22 protein-coding genes are annotated in these 22,282 nt (G+C 58.7%); 17 read left to right on the top strand and 5 right to left on the bottom strand.

Annotated features, from left to right (window positions below; translation table 11 throughout):
- Positions 1 to 280: 280 nt before the first annotated feature.
- The 9 genes from nrdH (at position 281) to A3EC_RS0106585 (ending at position 10,439) form a co-directional block, all read left to right on the top strand.
- A complete protein-coding gene (nrdH, locus tag A3EC_RS0106545; RefSeq protein WP_018024382.1) occupies positions 281 to 514 on the top strand; it encodes a glutaredoxin-like protein NrdH in 234 nt (77 codons plus the stop codon).
- A gap of 99 nt (positions 515 to 613) precedes the next feature.
- On the top strand, positions 614 to 1,087 hold the full coding sequence (gene nrdI / locus A3EC_RS0106550) for a class Ib ribonucleoside-diphosphate reductase assembly flavoprotein NrdI (RefSeq protein WP_040428360.1): 474 nt from the start codon (positions 614 to 616) through the stop codon (positions 1,085 to 1,087).
- Complete coding sequence (gene nrdE / locus A3EC_RS0106555) at positions 1,080 to 3,230, top strand: class 1b ribonucleoside-diphosphate reductase subunit alpha (RefSeq protein ID WP_018024384.1); 2,151 nt, start codon at positions 1,080 to 1,082, stop codon at positions 3,228 to 3,230. The genes nrdI and nrdE overlap by 8 nt, the downstream gene beginning before the upstream one ends.
- Before the next feature lie 110 nt (positions 3,231 to 3,340).
- Positions 3,341 to 4,333, top strand: a complete 993-nt coding sequence (gene nrdF, locus A3EC_RS0106560) for a class 1b ribonucleoside-diphosphate reductase subunit beta (protein ID WP_026162263.1) — start codon at positions 3,341 to 3,343, stop codon at positions 4,331 to 4,333.
- A 382-nt stretch (positions 4,334 to 4,715) separates the two neighbouring features.
- A complete protein-coding gene (gene ctaD / locus A3EC_RS0106565) occupies positions 4,716 to 6,416 on the top strand; it encodes an aa3-type cytochrome oxidase subunit I (RefSeq protein WP_018024386.1) in 1,701 nt (566 codons plus the stop codon).
- Positions 6,417 to 6,614: 198 nt separating this feature from the next.
- Positions 6,615 to 7,829: a phosphoserine phosphatase SerB gene (gene serB, locus A3EC_RS0106570; RefSeq protein ID WP_169331403.1), complete on the top strand. Its 1,215-nt coding sequence runs from the start codon at positions 6,615 to 6,617 to the stop codon at positions 7,827 to 7,829.
- Positions 7,826 to 8,563, top strand: a complete 738-nt coding sequence (locus A3EC_RS0106575) for a peptidyl-tRNA hydrolase (protein ID WP_018024388.1) — start codon at positions 7,826 to 7,828, stop codon at positions 8,561 to 8,563. The genes serB and A3EC_RS0106575 overlap by 4 nt, the downstream gene beginning before the upstream one ends.
- 41 nt (positions 8,564 to 8,604) lie before the next feature.
- Complete coding sequence (locus tag A3EC_RS0106580; protein WP_018024389.1) at positions 8,605 to 9,285, top strand: hypothetical protein; 681 nt, start codon at positions 8,605 to 8,607, stop codon at positions 9,283 to 9,285.
- 110 nt (positions 9,286 to 9,395) lie between these two features.
- Entirely contained in the window at positions 9,396 to 10,439 is a 1,044-nt protein-coding gene (locus A3EC_RS0106585) for a phosphotransferase family protein (RefSeq protein WP_051061022.1), read from the top strand.
- Here A3EC_RS0106585 and A3EC_RS0106590 read toward each other — a convergent pair.
- The 3 genes from A3EC_RS0106590 to A3EC_RS0106600 form a co-directional block, all read right to left on the bottom strand.
- Positions 10,434 to 12,032 carry an AMP-binding protein gene (locus A3EC_RS0106590; RefSeq protein WP_018024391.1) on the bottom strand — a complete coding sequence of 533 codons (1,599 nt, stop codon included), beginning with the start codon at positions 12,030 to 12,032 and terminating at the stop codon, positions 10,434 to 10,436. The two genes, A3EC_RS0106585 and A3EC_RS0106590, sit on opposite strands and share 6 nt — an antisense overlap.
- A 122-nt stretch (positions 12,033 to 12,154) precedes the next feature.
- A complete protein-coding gene (locus tag A3EC_RS0106595) occupies positions 12,155 to 14,182 on the bottom strand; it encodes an ATP-dependent DNA helicase (RefSeq protein WP_018024392.1) in 2,028 nt (675 codons plus the stop codon).
- Positions 14,183 to 14,209: 27 nt separating this feature from the next.
- The gene (locus A3EC_RS0106600) at positions 14,210 to 15,532 is read right to left on the bottom strand and encodes a nicotinate phosphoribosyltransferase (protein ID WP_040428364.1); all 1,323 of its coding nucleotides are present in this window, start codon (positions 15,530 to 15,532) and stop codon (positions 14,210 to 14,212) included.
- 69 nt (positions 15,533 to 15,601) lie between these two features.
- On the opposite strand from A3EC_RS0106600, the gene clpS reads away from it, so the two are divergent.
- From clpS to A3EC_RS0106640, 8 genes are all read left to right on the top strand, one after another.
- Positions 15,602 to 15,901 carry an ATP-dependent Clp protease adapter ClpS gene (gene clpS / locus A3EC_RS0106605; RefSeq protein ID WP_018024394.1) on the top strand — a complete coding sequence of 100 codons (300 nt, stop codon included), beginning with the start codon at positions 15,602 to 15,604 and terminating at the stop codon, positions 15,899 to 15,901.
- Positions 15,902 to 15,922: 21 nt separating this feature from the next.
- Positions 15,923 to 16,480: a DUF2017 domain-containing protein gene (locus A3EC_RS0106610; RefSeq protein WP_018024395.1), complete on the top strand. Its 558-nt coding sequence runs from the start codon at positions 15,923 to 15,925 to the stop codon at positions 16,478 to 16,480.
- Positions 16,481 to 16,484: 4 nt separating this feature from the next.
- Positions 16,485 to 17,429, top strand: coding sequence for a P1 family peptidase (locus A3EC_RS0106615; RefSeq protein ID WP_018024396.1), 945 nt, complete (start codon positions 16,485 to 16,487; stop codon positions 17,427 to 17,429).
- Positions 17,430 to 17,511: 82 nt separating this feature from the next.
- Positions 17,512 to 18,195 carry a rhomboid family intramembrane serine protease gene (locus A3EC_RS0106620; protein ID WP_156812877.1) on the top strand — a complete coding sequence of 228 codons (684 nt, stop codon included), beginning with the start codon at positions 17,512 to 17,514 and terminating at the stop codon, positions 18,193 to 18,195.
- A 14-nt stretch (positions 18,196 to 18,209) separates the two neighbouring features.
- The gene (murI, locus tag A3EC_RS0106625; protein ID WP_018024398.1) at positions 18,210 to 19,085 is read left to right on the top strand and encodes a glutamate racemase; all 876 of its coding nucleotides are present in this window, start codon (positions 18,210 to 18,212) and stop codon (positions 19,083 to 19,085) included.
- Positions 19,086 to 19,146: 61 nt separating this feature from the next.
- Positions 19,147 to 19,914, top strand: a complete 768-nt coding sequence (locus A3EC_RS0106630; RefSeq protein WP_018024399.1) for an MBL fold metallo-hydrolase — start codon at positions 19,147 to 19,149, stop codon at positions 19,912 to 19,914.
- Between the two features lie 59 nt (positions 19,915 to 19,973).
- A complete protein-coding gene (gene rph / locus A3EC_RS0106635) occupies positions 19,974 to 20,744 on the top strand; it encodes a ribonuclease PH (RefSeq protein ID WP_018024400.1) in 771 nt (256 codons plus the stop codon).
- Positions 20,744 to 21,385 (top strand): non-canonical purine NTP pyrophosphatase, encoded by a 642-nt coding sequence (locus tag A3EC_RS0106640; protein ID WP_018024401.1) that lies wholly within the window; start codon positions 20,744 to 20,746, stop codon positions 21,383 to 21,385. The genes rph and A3EC_RS0106640 overlap by 1 nt, the downstream gene beginning before the upstream one ends.
- 5 nt (positions 21,386 to 21,390) lie before the next feature.
- On the opposite strand, the gene A3EC_RS0106645 is transcribed toward A3EC_RS0106640, so the two are convergent.
- Both A3EC_RS0106645 and A3EC_RS11650 read right to left on the bottom strand, forming a co-directional pair.
- Complete coding sequence (locus tag A3EC_RS0106645; protein ID WP_018024402.1) at positions 21,391 to 21,771, bottom strand: DUF3817 domain-containing protein; 381 nt, start codon at positions 21,769 to 21,771, stop codon at positions 21,391 to 21,393.
- Entirely contained in the window at positions 21,768 to 22,187 is a 420-nt protein-coding gene (locus A3EC_RS11650; RefSeq protein WP_051061023.1) for a hypothetical protein, read from the bottom strand. Before A3EC_RS11650 ends, A3EC_RS0106645 begins: the two co-directional genes overlap by 4 nt.
- Positions 22,188 to 22,282 lie beyond the last annotated feature (95 nt).

The raw sequence follows: 22,282 nt of genomic DNA on the forward strand, positions 1-22,282 counted from the left end.
ACTTGGTGAACACTAGGTAACTTTTGCCGGAAGTTACACGTTTGGGACTCTAAATCTGGCTTCAAATGACACTCATGTGACCACATGTAGTGGCCGCGTAAGTTACGAGCTGGGAATATCATGAGTGTAACTACTACATGTAGTGTGACTAGACCTTTTCAACCCCTAAGTGTAGTGTTTTCGTTGTTGCCTCTAAAGGCGGAAAAGCGGGCTTGAGAGTCGGATTTGCCCTCAAAAATCTGATACTCGTAGCCGAATCACACTTCTCAAGGGGAGCGCCATGTCCATCACCGTTTACTCCAAGCCAGCTTGCCAGCAGTGCACCATGACCACCCGCGCACTCGACCGTGCCGGCCTCGACTACACCGTCGTTGACATCAGCGAAGACAATGACGCTCGCGACTACGTCATGGCGTTGGGCTACCTGTCCGCACCAGTTGTAGAAACCGGCGAAGACCACTGGTCTGGCTTCCGTCCAGACCGCATTAAGGCTCTGCAGGCTCTAGCTGCCTAGTTCGGTCGAGGGGCCACCCCTTCGTCAAAAAGCGGAAAACCGCAACCACAAGTAAACAGAAGCAGTAACCACCACTAGACGCGAAAGCTGTTGATGCCGGTGCTTGTAGTTTATTTCTCAAGTACTACCGAAAATACCCACCGATTCGTGCAGAAGCTGAATCTGCCGGCGCAACGAATTCCGCTGCGGCGCATTGACGGCGAACTTGAAGTGCACGAACCGTTCGTGCTGATTACCCCGACCTATGGTGGTGGGGCATCGATTTCCGGGCAGAACTCGCGGCCGGTGCCGAAACAAGTGATTCAGTTCCTGAACAATCCAGACAATCGCAGCTACCTGCGAGGAATTATCGCCTCTGGAAACTCGAACTTTGGCACCGACTTTGGGATTGCCGGAGACGTTATCTCCGGAAAAACACGCGTGCCGTACCTGTATCGATTCGAACTGATGGGTACACCAGAAGACGTCGCAAGGTGCCGCGAGGGTATCTTGCAATTTGAAGCAGAACTTCGGGAGGCCGGAGTGTTGGACCTTCCGAACGTGACACAAAACAAGGAGAAAAAGGTTGGCTAGCACCGGTAACACCGTCGAACACCTGCCAGAAGACGAACTCGACTACCACGCGCTGAACGCGCTGCTGAATCTGTACGACGACAATGGTCAGATCCAGTTTGATAAAGACCGCGCGGCGGCCCGCCAATTTTTCCTGCAGCACGTTAACCAAAACACCGTGTTCTTCCACGACCTGGAAGAAAAGCTGCACTACCTCGTAGAGAACAAGTACTACGACGGCGAAATCCTGGATAAGTACAACCGCGACTTCGTCAAGGACCTGTTCAAGCAGGCCTATGACAAGAAGTTCCGCTTCAAGACATTCCTCGGTGCCTTCAAGTACTACACGTCGTACACCCTGAAAACCTTTGACGGCAAGCGTTACCTAGAACGCTTCGAAGACCGCGTCTGCATGGTTGCACTGACCTTGGCCGACGGCGATGAGACCCTAGCCCGAGAACTGGTCGATGAGATTCTGGCGGGTCGCTTCCAGCCAGCCACCCCAACCTTCCTGAACTCCGGTAAAGCACAGCGCGGCGAACCTGTGTCCTGCTTCCTGCTGCGCATTGAAGACAATATGGAATCGATTGGCCGGGCGATCAACTCCTCGTTGCAGCTGTCCAAGCGCGGCGGCGGTGTGGCGCTGCTGCTGTCGAACCTGCGTGAACAGGGTGCACCAATTAAGCACATTGAGAACCAGTCCTCTGGCGTCATCCCCGTGATGAAGCTGCTGGAAGACTCCTTCTCTTACGCCAATCAGCTTGGCGCACGTCAAGGTGCTGGCGCGGTGTACCTGCATGCGCACCACCCGGACATTATGAGCTTCTTGGACACCAAGCGGGAGAACGCGGACGAAAAGATTCGCATTAAGACGCTGTCCATCGGCATTGTCATTCCGGACATCACTTTTGACCTGGCTAAGCGCAATGACGACATGTACCTATTCAGCCCATACGACGTGGAGCGCGAATACGATAAGCCATTTGCGGACATCAATGTCACCGAGCTCTACGACGAGCTGGTGGAAAATGACCACATCCGCAAAACCAAGATTAACGCCCGCCAGTTCTTCCAAACCTTGGCTGAGCTGCAGTTTGAGTCCGGTTACCCGTACATCATGTACGAAGACACCGTGAACGCCGCGAACCCAATCGAAGGCAAGATCACCCACTCCAACCTGTGCTCGGAAATTCTGCAGGTTTCCACCCCATCGGAATTCAACGCTGACCTCAGCTACAAGACCGTGGGTGAGGACATTTCTTGTAACCTCGGCTCGATGAACGTGGCGATGGCCATGGATTCGCCGAACTTTGAAAAGTCCGTGGAAGTGGCGATTCGCGGCTTGACGGCAGTGACGGACCAGACCTCCATTGACTCGGTTCCGTCCATCCGCCACGGCAACCAGATGGCGCACGCTATTGGTCTGGGGCAGATGAACCTGCATGGCTACTTCGGCCGGGAACACATCCACTATGGCAGCGAAGAAGGCATCGATTTCACCAACATTTACTTCTACAGCACCTTGTATGCGGCGCTGAAGGCCTCTAACAAGATTGCTCGGGAGCGCGGCGAAACTTTCCACGGTTTTGAAAAGTCGAAGTACGCCACCGGTGAGTTCTTTGACAAGTACATCAACCAAGAGTGGAAGCCGAAGACTGCCCGTGTGCAGGAACTCTTCGACAACTCCTCGGTACATGTGCCAACTCAGCAGGACTGGGTGGAACTGAAGGAGCAGATCCAACAGCACGGTCTGTACAACCGCAACTTGCAGGCCATTCCGCCGACCGGTTCGATTTCGTACATCAATAACTCGACTTCGTCGATCCACCCAATTGCCTCGAAGATTGAAATCCGCAAGGAAGGCAAGATTGGGCGGGTGTACTACCCAGCGCCGCACCTGGACAACGACAACCAGGAATTCTTCCAAGACGCCTACGAAGTGGGCTACGAGAAGATTATTGACACCTACGCCGCTGCGACCCAGCATGTCGACCAAGGCCTGTCTCTGACCTTGTTCTTCAAGGACACTGCCACCACGCGTGACATTAACCGTGCGCAAATCTACGCATGGCGCAAGGGCATCAAGACGCTGTACTACATTCGTCTCCGCCAGATGGCCCTGGAGGGCACGGAAGTCGAAGGCTGCGTAAGCTGCATGCTGTAACGGCAAAGCGCCGGCACTGTTTTCCGGTGCCGGCTTTGTCCATATTTTGAACTTATTGAATCCCTATATATAAGGAGAGGGTTGTGAGCGTCGATAAGCGCGAGCAGGCGATTACGCCTGCGCACCGTGAGCTGCATCCAGAGGTTCGAGAGAACCCAATTGCAGCCATCAACTGGAACCTGATTCCAGACGAGAAGGACCAGGAAGTCTGGGACCGTTTGACCGGTAACTTCTGGTTGCCGGAGAAGGTGCCACTATCAAATGATATTCAGTCGTGGCGCACTCTGAACGAATACGAGCAGACCTCCACGATGCGCGTGTTCACCGGTCTGACCATGCTGGACACCATTCAGGGCACCGTCGGTGCGGTATCGCTCATTCCAGATGCGGTCACCCCGCATGAAGAAGCGGTATACACCAACATCTCCTTCATGGAATCGGTGCACGCGAAGTCCTACAGCTCCATTTTCATGACGCTGGCGTCCACGCCGCAGATTAACGATGCCTTCCGCTGGTCGGAAGAAAACGAGAACCTGCAGAAGAAGGCGAAGATCATCCTCGAATACTACGAGGGTGCGGACCCGCAGAAGAAGAAGATCTCTTCGGTGCTGCTGGAATCCTTCCTGTTCTACTCCGGCTTCTACCTGCCGATGTACTGGTCGTCGCGCGCGAAGCTGACCAACACCGCGGACATTATTCGCCTCATTATTCGTGACGAGGCTGTTCACGGCTACTACATCGGCTACAAGTACCAGCGTGGCCTGGAGCAGCTGACTCAGCAGGAGCGGGATGATTTGAAGGATTACACCTTCGAGATGCTCTACGAACTATACGAGAATGAGACGCAGTACACCGAAGACCTCTACGACGAGCTCGGCTGGACTGAGGACGTCAAGCGCTTCCTGCGCTACAACGCGAATAAGGCGCTGAACAACCTGGGCTATGAGGGATTGTTCCCAACCGACGATACGAAGGTGTCTCCGGCGATTCTGTCGGCCTTGTCGCCGAACGCGGATGAGAACCACGACTTCTTCTCCGGCGCAGGTTCCAGTTACGTCATGGGTAAGGCGGAATCGACCACCGATGACGACTGGGATTTCTAACGCGGGCTAGACTTTTCCCGTTGAATTGATAGGGTTAGGGGTATCTTCAGCCAATAGCGTAAGGCTTGGATTTGAGCTTATTGACGTTATTGGGTGAGAGCTCCTAACCGTTGAGAAGTGGAGCTGCAGATGTGCTGTCTGCGGCTCTTAACTTTTCTTAAGTAATTGGGCCGAAATGGGGGCGGAGTGGCGAACTATTCTTATCCCCCGTTAAGCCCCCCGAATTCTGCCTACTCTTTAGGATTTCTGAGAGTAGGACTAGACTCATCGAACGTAGCCAGAGGGTGGGGTAGGGAATCCACACTCAACCCTCTAAAATCAAGGCACATAAATCCTTGAGAAACCAAGGCAATCAAGGTTTCTCGCTTAGTCAGGAGGACAAATGACCGCCGTCGCGCCAAAGCCCGACCACACTGCTGTTGTGGTCGAACGGCCGGCACCAACCGGGCACTCCCGTAAGGGCTCTCTTGCCTGGAATATGCTGACCACCACTGACCACAAGCAAATCGGCATTATGTACATCATCATGTCGTTCTGCTTCTTCTTCCTCGGTGGCCTCATGGCACTGCTTATCCGTGCGGAGCTTTTCCAGCCGGGCCTGCAGTTCTTCTCTAACGAGCAGTTCAACCAGCTGTTCACCATGCACGGCACCGTGATGCTGCTGCTGTACGGCACCCCAGTCGTTTGGGGCTTTGCTAACTACGTGCTGCCACTGCAGATTGGCGCACCGGACGTGGCGTTCCCACGTCTGAACTCGTTTGGTTTCTGGATCACCACCATGGGCGGCATTCTGATGCTGTCCGGCTTCCTGACCCCAGGCGGTGCAGCTGACTTCGGTTGGACCATGTACATGCCACTGGCAGACGCAACTCACTCCCCAGGCGTCGGTTCTGACCTCTGGATCCTGGGTGTCGGTCTGACCGGTATCGGTACCATCATCGGTGCTATCAACATGTCGACCACCATTCTGACCCTGCGTGCTCCAGGTATGACCATGTTCCGCATGTCCATCTTCACCTGGACCATCCTGACCACCTCGGTCCTGGCTCTGCTGATTTTCCCAGTTCTGACTGCAGCCGCTCTTGGTGTGCTGTACGACCGTAAGCTCGGCGGCAACATCTACTCGCCTGCAAACGGTGGCGCCATCCTGTGGCAGCACCTGTTCTGGTTCTTCGGCCACCCAGAGGTTTACGTTCTGGCTCTGCCATTCTTCGGCATCATCTCCGAAGTTGTTCCAGTGTTCTCCCGTAAGCCAATCTTCGGTTACGCTGGTCTGATTTTTGCGACCCTGTCGATTGCTGCACTGTCCATGGCTGTGTGGGCACACCACATGTTCGTCACCGGCGCTGTGCTGCTGCCATTCTTCTCCTTCATGACCTTCCTGATTTCGGTTCCTACCGGCGTGAAGTTCTTCAACTGGGTCGGCACCATGTGGAAGGGTCACCTGACCTTCGAAACCCCAATGATTTGGGCACTGGGCTTCCTGGTGACCTTCCTGTTCGGTGGCCTGACCGGTATTATGCTGGCTGCTCCACCACTGGACTTCCACGTGTCGGACACCTACTTCGTGGTTGCTCACTTCCACTACACCCTGTTCGGTACCATCGTGTTCGCATCCTTCGCTGGTGTGTACTTCTGGTTCCCGAAGATGACCGGCCGCATGCTGGACGAGAAACTGGGCAAGATTCACTTCTGGCTGACCTTCATCGGCTTCCACACCACCTTCCTGGTTCAGCACTGGCTGGGCAACGAAGGTATGCCACGTCGTTACGCTGACTACCTGGAGACCGACGGCTTCACCACCCTGAACATGATTTCCACCGCTGGTGCATTCATCCTGGGTCTGTCCGTTATCCCAATCGTCTGGAACGTCTTCAAGTCTTGGCGTTACGGTGAAATCGTGACCGTCGATGACCCATGGGGTTACGGCAACTCCCTGGAGTGGGCAACCTCTTGCCCTCCTCCACGTCACAACTTCACCTCGCTGCCACGTATCCGCTCTGAGCGCCCAGCCTTCGAGCTGCACCACCCACAGATGGTGGAGACCTCCCGCGCAGAAGCACACGTTGGCCCACGCCTCTAATTGAAGTTCGGACTCCGGTAATCCGGAAGAGCTGACTACTTCCTCCTTATACGGAGCCAAGCGAAACCCGTCCCGCAAGGGGCGGGTTTTTGCGTTGCATACTCAATGCTGCCTTTTTGCGGTGATGTGGAACAATGGGTAATCGTGACTAACACTGCCGATGCTGCTCTCAACCCAACTGTCAGTTTGTCGCCGGACATGGTGCCGGCCGTGGTTACCGTAAGTGGTCCCGACCACCCTGGTGTCACCGCCGCATTTTTCCGCGTGCTGGCGGCGCACAAAGTTCAGCTGCTCGACGTGGAACAGACTGTGTTCCGCAACCGCCTAGCTATTGGCGCCCTCATCGGCTTGCTGCCCGAGCGCCTAGAGACCTTGGAAAGTGGCCTGAAGGAAACCCTGAAGGCGCACGGCATGTCAGTGGACATCTCCGAAGGACACGTCGAAGGCTCATCCGCGTCAACTCACGTCGCGGTCGTACTCGGAAACCCAGTGCGAGCATCCGACATCTCCAAGGTCGGCCAGACCCTAGCGAACTATGGCGCCAACATTGACACCATCCGCGGTATCGCCGACTACCCAGTGACCGGTCTAGAGCTGGCGCTGACCGTCCCGGATTGGGAGCCAGGCAAGGCACAGTCGCTGCGTAAGGCATTGGCAGAACTGTCCATGGAGATCGACTTGGACATTGCTATTGACCGCGCGGGACTGAACCGCCGCGCTAAGCGCCTGATCTGCTTCGACTGCGACTCCACCTTGATTCAGGGTGAGGTCATTGAGATGCTTGCCGCCCACGCAGGTAAAGAAGCGGAAGTCGCTGCGGTGACGGAACGTGCGATGCGCGGCGAACTCGACTTCGCCGCGTCCCTGCATGAGCGCGTGAAGACGTTGGCCGGTCTGCCAGCCACCGTTATTGACGAGGTAGCAGAACAAATCGAACTGACCCCAGGCGCCCGCACCACCATTCGGACGTTGAAGCGCCTAGGCTTCCGCACCGCCCTGGTATCTGGCGGGTTCGAGCAGGTCATCGATGGGCTTGCCGACGATTTGGGCATTGACTATATGCGGGCCAACACTCTGGAAATTGTTGACGGCAAGCTCACCGGCCGAGTGCTCGGTGAAGTAGTGGACCGACAGGCAAAGGCACGCTACTTGGCTCAGTTCGCCGAAGAGTCCGGTCTGACGCTACAGAACACGGTTGCGGTTGGCGACGGCGCTAACGACATCGACATGCTGTCGGTTGCTGGTCTGGGTATTGCGTTTAATGCCAAGCCAGCGCTGCGCGAGATTGCGGACATGTCGGTGAACCACCCATTCTTGGATGAGGTGCTATTCATGCTGGGTATTTCCCGCGACGAAATTGACGACGCTGACCTCGCCGACGGCACCGCCCGTCGTGTGCCACTGGAACAGTGAGCGACAGCTTCGCCATTGCTTACGCCCGACTAGCGGAGCTCAACTCCCGACCTGACCCCGGCCATGAGGAGGAAGGCACCGCCCGGGCAATGAATATTGTCCTGGAAGTTCCGAAGTCTCCTCGGCCGCCACGCACTCCACTACTGGAAGCTGCAGCTATCGCGGTGGTCGGACTGTGTCTCAGTGATGAAGCGGGCGAAGACAGCCCGCTCGCCGCGGGCTTAGCCGCATGGTACGGACTGCGGATCCGGAAGATTGCTCGCCGCGCTCGGAATAAGGCGTGGGAGGACGTACAGAAACGCCCTGGTTTTACTGCGAATGTGGCCGGTGCTCAGGCACGAGCCTTCAAGCCAACGCTCATTTCCGAGACACCGGCACCGCTGGCCAAGCTACAAATCGGCGGCACTGACCTAGAGCCTGACTCGCCAGGGGAACCAGACCCACAGCTGCCGCTCATCCTTGTCGACGCCGACTTAGGCATGACGGTTGGCAAAGCAGCAGCGCAAGTTGGGCATGCGTCGATGTTGTTGGCAGCAGCGCTGCCGGAAGCTGATGCGCGTGCGTGGGCGGAGCACGGCTTTGCGCTCCAGGTACGAGAAGTGCCACGGACGGACTTCGACACGAAAGTAGCAAACGCGCAGCGTGCTGGGGATGTTGTGGTGACAGTGCAGGACGCGGGGTACACGGAAGTTGCCCCTGGTTCACAAACGGTGGCGGCGATCTGGCCAAGGTAGGGTGCTAACCAAGTTAGCGAAGAACCCGAGGAAGCCAGATAATGAATCAGCAGTACGATGCTTGGAATGAATACGTAGAAAAGACGCACAACATTCCGTCGCCAAGCGGACTACCGAACCACGAACCCTACGGCAACGATTCTGGGCAGGGCAGTGGTGAAGGCGGCAATCGCACCGCGCTGTGGCTTGCTGTCGTGATGCTGGTGGCCCTGGTGGCCTCGTGGGGACTGTTCTATTTCCCCGGCGGTACTCGGGATAAACCTGATGACTCTGCCACCTCGGACAGCAGTGAAGCGTCAAGCAGCCAATCGTCGCCTTCGTCATCTCAGCCGCCGACAGAGCAGCCCTCTGAGTCACCAACCAAGAAGCCGTCGCAGCCCGGCGACGATAATTTAGCGGAGCACATCACTACCCGAGGCTGGGTGGGCACCCCTGGCGCTATGTGCAACGGCACCGACAAGTGGGTATTTGCAGGTCAAGGCAATGGCAATAAGGTTGTCATTTGCAAGGTGGGTGAGGCCGGTGGCCTGTACTACCGCGGTCACGTCAACGGCGGCGACTGGGAGCAGGATGTGGACATGAATGCTTCGAATGTTGCGGGCACGTATTTCGAAATCCCATCGACGCCCGATTTGATTATTGTGTCGGCCGCCGGGCTGAAGGTGGAACGCGATGGCGCTGTGATCCTCGATTCGCCTTTTACGGAAACCTATCCGCAGTAGCACCGGCGGTAGCCCACCCCACAGTTGGAGCCTGCGCTGAAGCGCGACAATGAAGCCACATATGCTGGAGTCAGTGACATTGTTAATTGCCCGTGCAAATGGAGGATGACATGGCCGACACCGCAACCACTGTGGACTACCCGTTTGACGCCGACCGGGTACAAAGCTGGCTCACCGACATAACCGGCACCCTCGCCGGGCCGCTGCAGTTCCGCCGCATTGGCTCGGGCCGCTCCAACCTGACGTACTTGGCGCAAGACGCTGCCGGCAATAAAGCTGTGCTGCGTCGGCCACCGCTCGGCGAGGTGGAAATCACCAGTTCGGTGCATGATGTCGCCCGCGAAGGCCGCATCCTCAAGTCGCTGGCCGATAGCCCCGTCCCCGTGCCCCGCATCTTCGGCTTGTCCACGGACCCAGCGCTCTGCCCGGCGCCACTGCTAGCGATGGAATTTATCCCCGGCCACGCCATCGATTCCATTGCCGCGGCCGAGTCCATGTCCGTCCACGCCCGGATTGTGGCGACCGAGGGGCTTATCGACGCATTGGTGGGTCTGCATTCCATTGACGTTGATGAGGTTGGCCTGCGGTCAATCTCTATCCCCGGTTCTTTCGCACAGCGGCAGCTGGCGCGGTGGGGTAGCCAATGGGAGCGCATCCGCACCCGCGAATCGAAAACCATGGCAGAGCTCACCGAACGGCTGCGCAGCGCGCTGCCACAGGAGACGGAAGAGCGATTGGTGCATGGCGAATGGTCGCTCGGCAACCTGATGTTTGACCCGACCAGCGGCGAGCTCAATGCGGTGCTGGACTGGGAGCTGGCGACCGTCGGCGACCCACTAGCCGATGTTGGGCGACTGCTCGCAGCCTGGCCGGAGCGAGATTTTGTGCTGCCTGGTTCGGAAGCCGCGACGGTGGAGGGATTCCCAACAGCCACAGAACTTGCCCGGCGCTACCTGACCAAAACTGGCCGCAGCGCTGAGGACCTCAAGTTCTGGCAGCTGCTGGGCATGTGGCGGTTGGTGATTATTGCCGAAGGCGTGCTCAATCACGTGCAGCATTCCGGCATTGCCGCACCGGTGGGTGCGGTCTCTGAGCAGGACGTTGACCTGCTCATTGACCGGGCGCTGGCATTCGCGGACCGCGCGGACCTATAGCGCCTTTTCGGCCTGTTCCGCCGCATCGCGGGCCCGCAAGTCCTTCCGCAGGATCTTGCCGGTGCCGGACTTTGGTACTTCTGCGACGAATTCTACTTCGCGGACACGCTTGTATGGGGCGACGCGTTCACCGACAAAGCGCATAATCTGCTGCGGCGTGATGTCCTTGCCGGATTGCAGCACCACGTAGGCTTTCGGGATTTCTTCGCCTTCGCGAATCACGCCGACGGCCGCGGCGTCCGCGATATCCGGGTGGGACAGTAGTACTGCTTCCAGTTCTGCTGGCGGCACCTGGTAGCCCTTGTACTTAATCAGCTCCTTGAGCCGGTCGACGACGTAAACATTGCCGTCAGCATCAACTTCAATCATGTCGCCGGTGCGCAACCAACCTTCGTCGGTGAGTGCTTCCTTGGTGGCCTCGTCATTGTTCAGGTAGCCGACCATCACTTGTGGGCCGCGCAGCCACAGTTCACCCGCGGGGGAGCGCCCCTCCGTTGGAACTGGGATTTCTTCGAGCGTCTCCACATCGACGTTCATGTATTCGGTGTTGACCGCCACCGGTCCGATGGATCCCAGCGGTGTGGACATATTCGGCCGGGCATGTGCCAGCGGCGAGGTTTCGGTCATGCCGTAGCCTTGGTTGACTTCAACGCCAAGCCGGTCGGCCACCGCTTGTGCGAGCCGTTCGTCCAGGGCCGCGGCGCCAGAGAATACGCCCCGCAAGCTGGACAGGTCGTACTGGTCAACCATCGGATGCTTGGCCAGCGCCACCATCACCGGCGGCGCGACGAAGCTGTAGGTGATGTCATATTGCTCATGCAGCGCGAGGTATTGCTCCAGGTCAAACCGAGGCATGGAGATGAATTTGAAGCCCCGCTTGATGGCATTGTTCACGATTGCGGTCATCCCGTAGATGTGGAAGAACGGCAAAATCGCCATGACGGTGTCATTTTCCGTCAGCCCCAATCCGTCATCAAGCACCTGAATCTGTGCGACGTTCGCCACGAGGTTTTTATGGGTGAGCTTGACGCCTTTTGGCTTGCCGGACGTGCCGGAAGAATATGGGATGACGGCCAGGTGGGTGGCGGGGTCAAAGCTGATGTCTGGGGCGGGGAGGTCTTTTTCGGTCAGCGGCAGCAGGCCTTGCGGGCCGTCGGCAACAATGACTCGCCATGATGGGATTTTTGCTTGTGCTGCGCCGTAAATGCCGCTGTGCCCAATGATGTTCATGGTCACGAGGGCGACGGCATTGGCGTCAATCAGCTGCTTGGTGATTTCCTCGGGGGTGTACATCACGTTCAGGGTGGTGACGGTCGCCCCGGCGCGCATGATGCCGTGGAAGGAAATGACGAAGGCCAGCGAGTTTGGCATGTGCAGACCGACGACGTCGCCTGGTTTGATGCCCATGTCGGCAAGCGCACCGGCGAAGGCGTCAATTTTTTGGCGGAGCTGGCGGTAGGTGAATTCGCGGCCGTCGATGCTGTCGACCATGGCAACGCGGTCCAGTTTCGCCTCGTCCATGTCGGCGAACAGGTAGTCGTAGAGCGACAGGTTCGGAATCTCAATCGGCGCGTGTGGGCTTTGTACTGGCATGGTGGTCCCTTCGTCAGTAGCACTGTGAATACACCTGTCATGCTAGGCATGCCGGAAGGCTTCCCACCGGGGTTTCCAGTTATTTACTGATACCTTTTTCGTCGCCGCTACCAGCCAGGGGCTTATTGACGATTACGCCCAGCGCTCACCAGACGCTGAAGCGCGTTAACCGCCACATCGACAGAACCGGTTTGCCACATCGGGGGAATGCTCGCCAGCAAGAAACTGCCATAGCGTGCTGTGGCAACGCGCGAATCCAAAATGGCGACCACTCCACGGTCATCGGTGGCGCGCAGCAGGCGGCCTACGCCCTGAGCCAGCAGCAATGCGGCGTGGCTAGCGGAGACCGCCATGAACCCGGAACGGGGCTTATTCAGGTCGGCAGCTTCCTGGCGGGCGGACATTAGCGGATCGTCGGGGCGGGGGAATGGGATTTTGTCGATGATGACCAGGGAGAGGGATTTTCCGGGGACGTCGACCCCTTGCCAGAAACTGAGGGTGCCGAAGAGACAAATGTTTTCGCTGGCGGCGAAGCGGTCGACTAGCGCGCCGGTGGAGTCTTCACCTTGAACCAGGATGTCGAAAGGTAGGCGGCCGCGCATTTCTTCGGCGGCAGCTTCGGCGGCGCGGCGGGAAGTGAATAGGCCCAGGGTGCGGCCGCCTGCTGCCATGATGAGTTTTTCCATGGCGTCGAAGGCTTCTGGGGAGGTGCCGTCGCGGGAGGGGCGTGGCAAATCTTTGGCTACACAGAGGATGCCTTGTTTGCCGTAGTCGAAGGGGCTGCCGACATCCATGGCCGTAAACTCTCGCGGGCTCAGGCCCCAGCGTGTCGCCATCGCTTCGAATTTGCCGCCGATGGCGAGGGTGGCGGAAGTCAGCACAGTGGTGCATTCGTCAAACAGGTTGGTGCGCAGCAAACCTGACACCGACAGTGGGGCCACATACAAGGTGCGGGAACCTTTGTCGGGATCTGTCATCCACACCACATCAAACGGGATTTCGCGGCCGTCTGGAATGGTGAAACCTTCAAGCAGTCGGTCACACGCCGAAACCACTTCCTCAAGGCCTGCGAGCGCCAACATGAGGTCAGGGTCGGCAGGGCCGGATTCTGGGCTGACTTCTTGGCGCTGGCCACCGAGGTCCAGCAGCATGAGCCCGGCAGCGGAGTTCAGCTCCACGATGGCGGCGGTGACGCTATCCGGTAGTTCTTTCCATCGGCCGATCCAGGTTTCATTGAGCTCGTTGAGCTGTTCACCGAGGGCGTCACCTGCTTCGCGCAGGGAATCCGCGGCAGCGGTGGAACCTTTCTTACCGGCCAGCTTTGCCAGTGGCGCAATGGTGGCGGGGGAGAGCTCCGCGGTGGCAACGCCGGTGACGCGGTCCTCCAGTTCGTGGGCCTCGTCGACGATGACCACATCGTGGGTGGGCAGCACATTATTCGGGCTCATGGCGTCAATAGCTAGCAGCGCATGGTTGGTGACCACGACATCGGCTTCGTAGGCTTTATTGCGGGCTTTTTCCGCGAAACACTCCGAACCAAACGGGCACTGGGAAGCGCCGACACATTCCCGGGAACTGGTGGACACCCCGCGCCAAGCACGATCCGAAACCCCGACTTCTAGGCGGTCGCGGTCACCATCTTCAGTTTCGTCAGCCCACTCATGAAGGCGGACGGCTTCCTGCGCCAGGCGAGAGAGCTGACCGGGTTCAATCAGTGCGTCGCCTTCCGGCGCTTCGGCTGCTTCCTTCACTTTTCGCAGGCACAGGTAGTTATTACGGCCTTTGAGAATGGCGAATTTGGGTACCTGCGGCAACTTATCCGCCAGCGCTTTGGTCAGAGTTGGTAGGTCGCGTTCAATGAGCTGGCGCTGCAGAGCAAGGGTCGCCGTGGACACGATGACGCGGCGGTCGGATTCGCCATCAGCGAGCGATGGCTCATTCGAGGAGGTGTAGTGCAACGCGGGGACGAGGTAGCCGAGCGATTTACCGGTACCGGTACCAGCCTGGACTGCTAGGTGTCGCTGCTTATCAATGGCGGTGCCGACGGCTTTCGCCATCGCAACCTGCCCGTCGCGCCGGGCGCCGCCAAGGGCGGCAACAGCGGCGTCGAGAAGATCCACAATGGCAGCAGCGTCATGTTGTTCAGGCACGACTGCCAGCGTACTAGGTCGGGCAGATTACTCGGCCCAGCGCACGGACAGGACCGGTTCGTCGCGGGACAACGCCAGGCCTTCCCATGGCAGCGTGACCAGTGCTTTGGCCAGGTGAGCGCGGGCCTGTTCCAGGGTTGGCACATCGGGTAGCACTTCACCGTTTTTAATCAGTTCGGTGGTCAGTGGCACTGCGGTGAGAGTACCGACCGTTGGGGCTTGTCCGCCGAGTGGGAACGCAATTTCTTCCACGGCGGTACCGGTGGCGCGGCAGGCACGGATAGCTTGCTTCGCGCCGCCATGGGAGTGCTTGCCACGGGAGCGTTTAGCGACCGGCACTCCGTCGACCTCCACGAGCTTGTACACCAGGCCGGCGGTAGGCGCACCAGAGCCGGTGACCACAGACGTACCGACACCGAAAACATCGACTGGTTCGGCACGCAGTCCGGCAATGGCATATTCATCGAGGTCCGAGGACACCACAATCTGGGTGTTGTGCGCGCCGAGGCCATCGAGTTGCGCGCGCACCTGACGTGCCAGCACACCAAGGTCGCCGGAGTCGATGCGCACTGCAGCAAGCTCAGGACCTGCAACCTTGATGGCGGTTTCCACGCCTTGGGTGATGTCGTAGGTGTCGACCAGCAAGGTGGTGTTCACACCGAGGGAATCGATTTGGGCTTGGAACGCGGCTGCTTCATCCGAGCCGTTCTCGTCCGTGTGCAGCAAAGTCCAGGAGTGTGCGGAGGTGCCGGCCGATGGGATTCCATAGCGGCGGGCGGCTTCCAGGTTGGAGGTGGAGGTAAAACCGGCGAGGTATGCGGCGCGGGCGGCGGATACTGCGGCGTATTCGTGGGTGCGGCGCGAACCCATTTCGATGATGGGGCGGCCTTCAGCGGCAGTGACCATGCGGGCTGCGGCCGACGCAACAGCGGAGTCGTGGTTCAGGATGGACAGGATGATGGTTTCCAGCACGACACATTCGGCAAACGTGCCGGTCACGGTGAGGATGGGGGAGCCGGGGAAGTACAGTTCGCCTTCGCGGTAGCCGGTGACATCACCGGAGAACTTGTAGTCGAGCAGATACTTTTTGGTGGTGTCGTCGAGGAATTCGAGGCTGTCGACTTGTTCTTGGCTGAAGCTGAAATCCTGGATGGCGCGCAGCACACGTTCGGTGCCAGCGACCACGCCGTAGCGGCGTTCGTTGGGCAGGCGCCGACCGAAGACTTCGAAGCTGCAGTGCCGGTCAGCGGTGCCGTCGCGCAGCGCCGCCTGCAGCATGGTCAGCTCGTACATGTCCGTCATCAAGGCGGTGGAGCGGGTTGGGCCGTGGATTTCAGTTGAAGAAGTCACAGCACCCACTTTATCCGCTTTGGGCTGCCACTAGCTGCCAAATTACATTTGGCTCACTAGGCTATGGGTATGACTTCACCTGCCGCGACCCCAACTGAGATTCGGGATACCGACACCATTGTCGAGGAGAACTTGCCGTGGCTGTGCATTTGCTGGGATGACCCGGTTAACTTGATGAGCTACGTCGTGTACGTGTTGCAGTCACTGTTTGGGTTTGACCGCAAGCGCGCCACGGAGTTGATGATGCAGGTCCACAACGAGGGCAAAGCCGTCATTAGTTCTGGCGAACGCGACAAAGTGGAAGCTGACGTCAAAAAGCTCCATACCGCTGGGCTATGGGCCACCATGCAACGCGCCGACGCACAGTAACCGAAAGGAACCGAAAAATCGATGGAAGCCTGGAAGCGCCGCCGTGGCCTGTTCGGGGGTCAGGTAAAGATTTCCACCCAGTTTGAACCGATTGAGCGGGAAGTGCTGGGCAATTTGGCGGCGACGGTCGCGGATCGGTTGATGGAGCGTGCACAAAGTGGTCCGCGTGATGAGTTGGAAGAGCTCACGGGGATGCGCACCGGTAACTCTGAGCGACCCTCCGACCCGGCATTAGCGCGGTTGCTGCCGGATTTTGAAAAGCCGGAAGATGAAATCACCGACGGTGACAATGCGTTGATGCGTAGCCTCCACGAGGCGGATATTACGACGGCGAAACTGCAGAATCTGCGGGAAGTTGTCGAGATGCTGGGCCCAGATGGGACGGTCAATGTGGTGCTCAACGAGGGTGAAGCCAATGCGTGGCTCGTCGCGCTCAATGACATTCGGTTGTACATTCACACGCTTCTGGAGGCGCAGGAACCGGGCGCCCGCCCGCAGCTTCAGGAAGCAACCCAGCAGACCTACCTGTGGCTGAATTTCTGCCAGGAATCGCTGCTGGAAGCATTAATTGGGGAGTAAAACGATGCTTATTGACGTTCCGGGGGTCCGTGTTGGCCACCAATCTCTAGGTGATACTGGCGTGACGGTGGTGGTGACGGAAGCTGGGGCGATTGCATCGGTGGATGTTCGCGGCGGTGGGCCCGGTACCCGGGAGACCGATCTGCTGGAACCGCATAATACGGTGCAGCAGATTCACGCGGTGACCTTGTCCGGTGGTTCAGCATTCGGGCTGGCAGCGGCCGATGGGGTGATGCAGGAATTGGAACAGCGCGGCATCGGTTTCCCAGTGCTGGGTGAAGACGTACCTGGCCCGCGGGTGCCGATTGTGCCGGGAGCTGTCATTTTCGACTTGCTGGTGGGCGACGCTGCGCACCGGCCAACTGCTGCCGATGGGGCAGCAGCGGTCCGTGATGCCTTCGCTGAGCCGGCTGCAGCAGCCCAGACCAGTGGCTCGATTGGGGCGGGTTGCGGCGCCACCGCCGGGGTGCTTCGCGGTGGTTTTGGGCAGGCCAGCCAGCAGGTTGGTGAGTTTGTGATCGCCGCGGGAGTCGTGGCGAACCCGGTCGGCGCAGTGGTGGATAAGACCACGGGCCGGTTGTTCGGGGACGGGGCTCGCGCGGCGGTAAACGTCAATAAGTTCAATGAACTGAAAGGCCTGCTGACCAAACTGAACACCACCATCGGTGTGGTGGCCACCAACGCCCCTGTGACTAAAGCGCAGGCGAAACGGTTGGCGATGACGGGTCACGACGGCTTAGCGCGGGCGGTCCGGCCAGCGCACTCGCCGCTCGATGGGGACACGCTGTTTGCGCTGTCGACCGGAGACGGCACTGGGGTTGGCATTGAGGAAATGGTGGCGCTGTCGGCGGCCGCGGCCGATGTCGTGGAAGCGGCGATTGTGGACGCGGTAGTGCATGCTAGTTCGGGATATGGGCTGACGGCATGGCAGGAACTTGTAGAGCAGTAGTCGGCTCGGTGACCTGCGTGCGGAGCAGCTGGAGCGCAAAGAATCACTGTGCGTTTCGGCTTGGTGCAGTAGCCTGTCACACATGAGCTACCAGCAGGGTTACCCGGGAATGCAGCCGCATATGTCCGTCACGGTCGACAATGTCGATGTTGAACGCAAAATTTATTGGAAGATGGCGCTGGCCTATGCGGCCATTTTCATTGCCATCATTTGGGTTGTTCAGCTGATTAACTGGGCCACCGGCGGACTACTGATCCAATACGGCATCCACCCGCTGGACGTGTCCTCGCTACCGGGTATTGTCACTTCACCATTTCTGCACTCCGGTTGGCCACACCTGATTGCCAACACGGTGCCCGCAGCACTATTCGTGTTCCTGATTGCCTTGTCCGGGCCGAAACCATTCTGGGAGGTCACCGGCATTGTCACGGTTATTGGCGGGCTGGGGACGTGGCTGCTCGGCGGAGTTGGTACTAACCACATCGGTGCCTCCGGCCTGATTTACGGCTGGTTGGCCTACCTGGTGATTCGAGGTTTGTTCAACCGCAGCATCATCCAGGTGCTGCTCGGTGTGGTGCTGGCGTTTTTCTACTGGGGCCTGATTTTTGGTGTGCTGCCAACTGACGCCGGTATTTCCTGGCAGGCGCACCTATTCGGTGCGATTGGCGGTCTGGTTGCTGGCGGCACCATAACCTCTGATGACCCGGCTGAGCTGATTCAGAAGCGGCAGCGGAAGAAGGCGTTGAAGCAGTCGGGGCGGCGCTAAGGCACAATAGCGATATGACTTTTCCGAGCGAATTTCCCGCATCCGTTGACCGCAACGCACCAATCGGGATTTTCGACTCTGGTGTGGGTGGACTGACGGTAGCCAGGTCCATCATGGACCAGCTGCCGCATGAATCCATCCTGTACATCGGAGACACTGCGAATGGGCCTTATGGTGGGCGCAGTATTTCCGATGTACGGGAATTGGCGGGCAATATTGCGGACGAATTAGTTGCCCGCGGCTGCAAAATGCTGGTCATTGCCTGCAACACCGCCTCGGCGGCGTTTTTGCGGGATGCCCGGGAACGCTACCCAATCCCGGTGATTGAAGTGATTGTCCCTGCGGTGCGCCGCGCGGTTGCCACCACCCGTAACCACAAGGTGGGCGTCATTGGGACCTCCGCGACGATTCGGTCGCAGGCTTACCAAGATATGTTTCAGGCTAACCCCGGAATTGAGGTCACCGCGGCGGACTGCCCCCGGTTTGTGGACTTCGTGGAACGAGGTGTGACGTCCGGTCGCCAAATCTTGCAGTTGTCGCAGGGCTATTTGGCTCCGCTACAAGCCGCGGGGGTAGATACCCTCGTTCTTGGGTGCACCCACTACCCACACCTGTCGGGTGTTATTCAGTTGGCGATGGGGGACCATGTGACATTGGTTTCTTCGGCGGAAGAGACTGCGAAAGATGTGCTCCGCACACTGTCGGAAACGGACATGTTAGCAAAAACCCCCGGTGACCTCGATGGAGATGGTGTGCCGGATGTGGAGGATGCCGCCCCGGTGGCTACGCGCCGCTTTGAATGCACGGGCGACCCGGAAAGCTTTGAAAAGCTCGCGGTGCGTTTTTTAGGTCCACATGTGACCAATGTCGCAAAGAATCCCACTTTATAAGCCCGATCACAAGTAGCGTGTGGCTTGTTAAAAAGAAGCTGAATCGTGGCAAGGTAGATCTATGGAATTGACTGTGCTTGGTTGCTCCGGAAGTCTGTGTGCCCCAGACAATCCAGCGTCGGGCTACCTACTCAAACGCGCCGGCACCCCAACTCTCATGTTGGATTTCGGCCCTGGTGTGATGGGGGCTGTGCAACGGCACGCTGACCCCGCCACGTTGGATTTGGTCATTTCGCACCTGCACGCGGACCACTGTTTGGACATCCCAGGTCTACTGGTGTGGCGCCGCTACCATCCAACTGCGCCATCGACTCAGCGCAATCTGCTCTTCGGGCCAGAAGATACGGCCACCCACGTCGGGGATGCGTCCGCGGACCATTCAAAAAACTTTGATGACCTCTCCGACACCTTTGACGTGCGTCACCTGTCGCATGGCATGAAGTTCACCGCGGGTGGCTTTGACATTGAAGCGATTGAAATGGTGCACCCGTGTGAAGCTTATGGTTTCCGAGTGCAAGACCCAGATGGCAGCGGAGTGTTGGCGTACACCGGTGACACTGCGTGGACCGACAACCTCATTGACTTGGCCCGCGACGCTGATGTGTTTATGTGCGAAGCCACGTGGTGCGGCAGCAATGACGCCAATGTGCCAGGCATGCACTTGGACGGCGCGGAAGCTGGCCGAGCTGCCCGGCTAGCTGGCGCCAAGCACCTTGTGCTTATTCACATCCCACCGTATGGCGATGCGGAAGCTGCAATGGCGGCGGCTCGCACGGAATATGATGGCCCGATTACCCTTGCCACCCCAGGCATGGAGTTCAACATTTAGCAGTCACCGGAAGCTGTGCCACCGAAGGCCGGAGGGCGGCGCGCGCTAGGGTGGAAGGCATGACTTCTGACTTCCTGCGCGCCGATGGCCGCACCTTGGACCAGCTCCGCCCGATCCGCATCACCCGCGGTTTCACCTCTAACCCTGCCGGCAGTGTGCTGGTCGAGTTCGGCAACACCCGCGTGATGTGTACCGCATCGGTAGAGGCAGGCGTGCCACGGTTCAAGCGTGATTCCGGTGAAGGCTGGTTGACTGCGGAATACGCCATGCTGCCGTCGTCGACACACGACCGCATGCCACGCGAATCAATGAAAGGCAAAGTCAAGGGCCGCACTCACGAGATTTCCCGTCTGGTGGGCCGGTCACTGCGCGCCGCGATTGACCTGCGGGAACTGGGGGAGAACACCATCAACCTAGACTGTGATGTGCTGCAGGCCGACGGCGGTACCCGCACCGCATCCATCACCGGCGCCTATGTTGCCCTTGCTGACGCATTGACCTACCTCAAGGCAGCTGGGCTCGTCATCGGAAACCCACTGAAGGCACCAGTAGCTGCCGTGTCCGTGGGCATTATTGACGGCCGGGTCTGCCTAGACCTGCCTTACGAAGAAGACTCCCGGGCTGAGGTTGACCTCAACGTAGTTATGGACGCTGATGGCAACTTCGTCGAGGTGCAGGGCACTGGCGAAGCTGGGGTGTTTAACCGGACGCAGCTCGGGGAGATGCTCGATGTGGCAGCTAAAGGCTGCGGCGAGCTAGTGGCGCTGCAGCAGCAGGCACTGGCCGCGCCGTACCCAGGTGTGCTGCCTACTGTCGGCGAGGGCATCTAATGCAGTTGTTGCTGGCATCGAATAATCCGAAGAAGGCTAAGGAACTGCACCGAGTGCTCGCCGCAGCACATATCACCGGTGTCGAACTGTTGACGCTTAAAGATGTGCCTGCTTATAACGAGCCAGTCGAAAACGGCCGTACTTTTGAAGACAACGCGCTGATTAAAGCACGTGCTGGTGCCGCGAACTCAGGCCTGCCATGTTTGGCTGATGACTCCGGCCTCGCTGTCGACGAACTCAATGGCATGCCCGGTGTGCTGTCAGCTCGATGGTCTGGCGGCGATGACCAAGCAAACAACGACCTACTATTGCACCAGCTGGCGCACGCGCCAGCTGAACGCCGCGGCGCGAAGTTCGTCTCGGTGTGTGCGCTTGTAGTTCCCGGCGGCGCCGAAGGCGCTACTGGGGCAGCTGGGGCAGCAGAATATGTGGTGCGCGGCGAATGGCCAGGAACAATCGCTTTTACGGAAACCGGCGACAACGGTTTTGGCTACGACCCATTGTTCCTCCCGCAGGAGCAGGAAGATCCAAAAAATCCGGTGAGCTCTGCTGAGCTAACACCGGATCAAAAGGATGCTCTGAGTCACCGTGGCCGCGCCTTGGCACAGCTTGTGCCAGTGCTGCAGCAGCTGCTGGGGTAGGTGGCCTAGTCCAGCTTGTCCAGCTGGAACTGCGCCACGACCTCTTCGCGGCGCTTCTTCTCTACGTAGAAGGACAGGAACGGCACCACACCGCCCAGTGCGGTGACCATCCACTTGCCTGGGGACCAGCGTGCCTTCTGGCCTAGGTTCACAATGGTGATGAGGAAGATGAAGTACAGCAGGCCGTGGACCTGCGCAATGATCAAACCGGCGCTGTCGAGCCAGTCTGGGGTGTCGGCACGGAAGACGCCGTACTTCAGAATCATCTCCACGACCAGCACCAGCAGCATCACACCCGTGGCATAGGCGGCGATGGAAAAGCCTTTCAGTGCGCCGCGCACTCGCTTCTGGCGAGCAGGGTGGACGGTGGTGTTGCTTTCGGTCATTTGTCTTGCTCCTGATTGCTAGTGGTGTTGGTCCGCGGTGGTAGGAAATCCTCCGGGATCTCCGTCATCACCGCGTCGCGTTGTGCCTTCCGGCGCGCGATGGTGCCGTCTTCGTCAACAAGCTCCCCCGACTCCAACGCCTCTTCTTCCTCCCGTTCCGATTCATACTTCAGGAACTGGCGGTAAGCCCAAATGAAGAAGATGCCGAACGCTGGCCATTGCAGCGCATAGCCAAGGTTCTGGAAGGACCCTGACGCTGATTCCCAGCGGGAGAACTGCCAATACGACAAGCCCAAGGTGGCTAGCGCGGCGACGAGGACGAAAATGAGCGTGCCAATATGCTTACGCTTGGAGCTCTTCCGCGGCCGGGCTGGGGGAGTGGCTGCGGATTCGGATTTGTACTGCTTATCGGACACAACGACCAGCTTAGCTAATAGTTCGGCGGGGTCGATTATTGAAGTACGGAGCGACCCGTTATTATGGGGGAACGCATGCACCACCAAGTGCATCG

It is taken from the genome of Corynebacterium ulceribovis DSM 45146 (assembly GCF_000372445.1).
GTDB classification, from domain to species: Bacteria; Actinomycetota; Actinomycetes; order Mycobacteriales; family Mycobacteriaceae; genus Corynebacterium; species Corynebacterium ulceribovis.

What these genes read in the sequence shown, in the direction of transcription:
- nrdH (WP_018024382.1), top strand. Translation starts at nt 281, where the DNA reads ATGTCCATCACCGTTTACTCCAAGCCAGCTTGCCAGCAGTGCACCATG.
- ctaD (WP_018024386.1), top strand. Translation starts at nt 4,716, where the DNA reads ATGACCGCCGTCGCGCCAAAGCCCGACCACACTGCTGTTGTGGTCGAA.
- serB (WP_169331403.1), top strand. Translation starts at nt 6,615, where the DNA reads ATGGTGCCGGCCGTGGTTACCGTAAGTGGTCCCGACCACCCTGGTGTC.
- A3EC_RS0106580 (WP_018024389.1), top strand. Translation starts at nt 8,605, where the DNA reads ATGAATCAGCAGTACGATGCTTGGAATGAATACGTAGAAAAGACGCAC.
- A3EC_RS0106585 (WP_051061022.1), top strand. Translation starts at nt 9,396, where the DNA reads ATGGCCGACACCGCAACCACTGTGGACTACCCGTTTGACGCCGACCGG.
- A3EC_RS0106590 (WP_018024391.1), bottom strand. Translation starts at nt 12,032, where the DNA reads ATGCCAGTACAAAGCCCACACGCGCCGATTGAGATTCCGAACCTGTCG.
- clpS (WP_018024394.1), top strand. Translation starts at nt 15,602, where the DNA reads ATGACTTCACCTGCCGCGACCCCAACTGAGATTCGGGATACCGACACC.
- A3EC_RS0106610 (WP_018024395.1), top strand. Translation starts at nt 15,923, where the DNA reads ATGGAAGCCTGGAAGCGCCGCCGTGGCCTGTTCGGGGGTCAGGTAAAG.
- A3EC_RS0106615 (WP_018024396.1), top strand. Translation starts at nt 16,485, where the DNA reads ATGCTTATTGACGTTCCGGGGGTCCGTGTTGGCCACCAATCTCTAGGT.
- A3EC_RS0106620 (WP_156812877.1), top strand. Translation starts at nt 17,512, where the DNA reads ATGAGCTACCAGCAGGGTTACCCGGGAATGCAGCCGCATATGTCCGTC.
- murI (WP_018024398.1), top strand. Translation starts at nt 18,210, where the DNA reads ATGACTTTTCCGAGCGAATTTCCCGCATCCGTTGACCGCAACGCACCA.
- A3EC_RS0106630 (WP_018024399.1), top strand. Translation starts at nt 19,147, where the DNA reads ATGGAATTGACTGTGCTTGGTTGCTCCGGAAGTCTGTGTGCCCCAGAC.
- rph (WP_018024400.1), top strand. Translation starts at nt 19,974, where the DNA reads ATGACTTCTGACTTCCTGCGCGCCGATGGCCGCACCTTGGACCAGCTC.
- A3EC_RS0106640 (WP_018024401.1), top strand. Translation starts at nt 20,744, where the DNA reads ATGCAGTTGTTGCTGGCATCGAATAATCCGAAGAAGGCTAAGGAACTG.
- A3EC_RS0106645 (WP_018024402.1), bottom strand. Translation starts at nt 21,771, where the DNA reads ATGACCGAAAGCAACACCACCGTCCACCCTGCTCGCCAGAAGCGAGTG.